The organism is Terrisporobacter muris, assembly GCF_024621905.1.
In the GTDB taxonomy this organism is placed as follows: domain Bacteria; phylum Bacillota; class Clostridia; order Peptostreptococcales; family Peptostreptococcaceae; genus Terrisporobacter; species Terrisporobacter muris.
Genome location: NZ_JANKBY010000354.1, coordinates 1 through 3436 on the forward strand (window position 1 = coordinate 1; position 3436 = coordinate 3436).

3 protein-coding genes are annotated in these 3436 nt (G+C 28.1%); 2 read left to right on the forward strand and 1 reads right to left on the reverse strand.

Annotated features, from left to right (window positions below; genetic code table 11):
* Positions 1 to 7 precede the first annotated feature (7 nt).
* Entirely contained in the window at positions 8 to 88 is an 81-nt protein-coding gene (locus tag NSA58_RS21055) for an IS3 family transposase (RefSeq protein WP_408645542.1), read from the forward strand.
* 64 nt (positions 89 to 152) lie between these two features.
* On the opposite strand, the gene NSA58_RS17610 is transcribed toward NSA58_RS21055, so the two are convergent.
* A complete protein-coding gene (locus tag NSA58_RS17610) occupies positions 153 to 2078 on the reverse strand; it encodes an oxidoreductase (RefSeq protein WP_074080227.1) in 1926 nt (641 codons plus the stop codon).
* Between the two features lie 273 nt (positions 2079 to 2351).
* Between NSA58_RS17610 and NSA58_RS17615 the strand changes: the two genes are divergently transcribed.
* Positions 2352 to 3436: hypothetical protein (locus NSA58_RS17615; RefSeq protein ID WP_257560755.1), on the forward strand; the 1085-nt coding region annotated here is incomplete at its 3' end.

Here is a 3436-nt window from a genome sequence, read left to right on the forward strand (position 1 = left end):
TCAATATATAGATTATTATAACAAAGAAAGAATACAGGCAAAATTAAACTACCTTTCTCCTGTAAAATACAAGAAAAAGGTAGCCTAGGTTGTTTTATATTGTTCCACATGAAGGGTGCAGTTCACAATCACTTATGCTGATGTTTTTTTAATTATATTTCTCTAGCAACACTTGCTGCTTCCCATATTGCATCAAGTGCACGTCTTGGTTTTACTGCATCACCAATAACATGATATGGTATATTAGTAGATTTTATAAATTCTTCTAAAGAATTATTTGCTCTAGATCCAATAGCTATAACTACTGAATCTATACCTTCTATTAAGCTAGATTCTCCATCTTTTTCAACTAAAACACTAGCTTCATTTATTTCTAAACATTTTGTACTAGTTAAAGTTTTTATTCCTAATTTATATATATTCTTATGAACACATATACCTCTTAACCATCCTATACCATTACCTACTCTGTCTAGCATTTCAATAACAGTAACATTTTTATTTTCTTCAGCTAAAGTCTCTGCAACTTCTAAACCAACAAGACCTCCACCTATAATAACTACATTTTTACCAACTGTACTTTCACCTTTTAATACGTCCCAAGCAAGTACAACATTGTCACCTTCTACACCTTTTATAGGAGGTACAAATTGGTTAGCTCCCGTAGCTAGTACTATTTCATCTGGTGCAAATTCTTTTATGAAGTCTTTATTAACTTCTGTTAATTTAAGTACCTTTACTCCAACTTTTTTAAGTGTAGCTTCCATGTTATCTGCAGCTAATGCAAATTCTTCTTTTCTAGGAGCCAGCCCTGCTATTTTAAACTGACCACCTATTGAGTTAGTTTTTTCACATAGAGTAACGTCATGACCACGTAATTTTGCCACTTTTGCAGCTTCAACACCACCTGGCCCTCCACCTATTACAAGAACTTTTTTAGGTGTTTCACAAGATTTTATTTTATATTCTCTTTCTCTTGAACAAGAAGGGTTTCTCATACAACTTATATCTTGATTTGGAACAAGATACATATCAAAACATCCTTGGTTACATCCTATACATTTAATTATTTCATCAAATCTATTTTCTTTTGCCTTATTACAGAACTCAGCATCTGCCAATTGAGCTCTACCTATTCCTACGAAATCTGCTTTTTCATCATCTAATATTTTTTCTGCAAATATAGGATCATTTATTCTACCAACAGTTATAACAGGTATATTTATATGCTGTTTTATTTTATAAGCATTTTCCACATTGAACCCTTGTTTAAAATCTATTGGTGGTACTACATATTCAAGTGTTGCAGTAGTTCCCGCAGACACATGTAATGCATCTATTCCAGCCTTCTCAGCAAGCTTTGCAAACTCTATTACATCCTCAACAGTAATTCCATCTTCACAGAATTCGCTACCACTTATTCTATATATAATAGGGAAATCTTCTCCTACTTTTTTACGTACATTTTCTATAACCATAAGTGGGAATTTTATTCTATTTTCAAATGAGCCACCAAACTCGTCAGTTCTCTTATTGCAAGTTTTACTCATAAATTCTGCTAATAAGTACCCATGAGCTCCATGTAATTCAACAGAATCAAATCCAGCCCTTTTTGCTCTTAAACAAGCATCTCCATAAGCTTCTATTAATTCATATATTTCATCTATAGTAAGTTCTCTTGGCGCTTTTGCACTATAAGGAGATTTTATTGCAGATGGAGCAACTATATCGTATCCATCTATTGGATTACGAACTACACGTCCACCATGCCATATTTGTATAGCCGATTTTCCACCAGCTTCTCTTATAGCATCTGCTAGTCTTTTCAACCCTGGTATAAATGAATCATCGTATATTCCTAAGTCCATTGGATTTTTTGTACTTGGATGAATTGCTGCTATTTCAACTATATTAAGTCCACATCCACCTTTAACTCTAGCCACATGATAATCTATTAATTTATCTGAAGGTTCTCCTCCATTTATAGTCATTTCTGAACCCATAGCAGGTAATATAACTCTATTTTTTAGATCCATAGAACCTATTTTACCTGGTGAAAATAATTTTGTACATATCATAAATACTTGCCTCCTTAAAATACTAAACCACCATCAACATTTATTATCGTTCCTGTCATAAATTTACTATCATCACTTTCTATTTAATCTAATGATGATTCCTTAATTAAATACATGTTATTTTTTTAACAATTTATATTTAGATTATATCTTTATAAAAACACTACATCAATAGATGATAGTTGACTAATATTGACAAATATTGACTAATTTATTTTATTATATATTTAATTTGATATAATACATATAACGACTTATTTAGGAGAATAAACTATGACAAATAACTTTGGTGAGATAATTCATAAATTATTGGATATAACCTGTGAAAAAAACTTTAGATTGGCAAATTATTTAGGATATGATGTAACATACATTAGTAAATGGATAAATGGCAGTAAACTACCGTCTCAAAAAAATATTACTGAAATTATAGATGGTATTTGTCAATTTTTTATGGATAATATAAATGAAAGTTCATTAAGACAACTATGTTATGACTTTGAGTTAATTAATAATAGTAAAGAAAGTGTAAAAAACGAGTTATCTCGTTATCTATACGATTCCTATGAATCACAAAAACTTAATAAAAACAAAGATTATATAATAAATAATAATAATTCTTGTACCATGTTAGGGAATAATGATATAGATAAATGGATTTTTGAAAACTTAAAAAACTATTGTAATAAATCAAAGGAAAAGGATATTCATATAATAATAACCCATGATATTAAAAGATATTCCAGCAAAAAATCTGTATCAGAAATCTCTAAGAATAAAGATTTTGTGTTTAATAGTAAAAAAGTATATATACATCAGCTGATTAATTTAGATGAAATGAAGAAAGATATAAATGAGTATTGTAAAATAATCCTTCTATATCTAAATTCAAATTCTAATATAACTTACAATCTTTATAGTAATAACAATGAAAATTTTAACATGATACTTGTGAAAAATTGTTTATCTGTCATGTATATAAATGATAATAACTGTAATTTAAATATAAATTCTGTTTCTAGAGATTTAGAAACTATAAATAATTTATACAATCATTACAATAATTATTTAAGTAGTAAAGTACAGCTTTATGAAATAAAATCTGGACAAGAATTAATGGATCAAAAATATTTAATTAATTTTGTAATGCAAAATCATATCAAACTAATATTTAAAAATATGCATTCTATAGGTATTCCTGAAGATATACTAAGTAAAATTAGACATGATAATAATTTATCCTCTGATAATTTAAATAAAGTATTTTCCATGATGAATGTATGCCTACAAAATATGAAATTAAAAATTATAATTTATAAATCTGCTCTTTTAAATTATATTTTTGATGGTATTTTAGA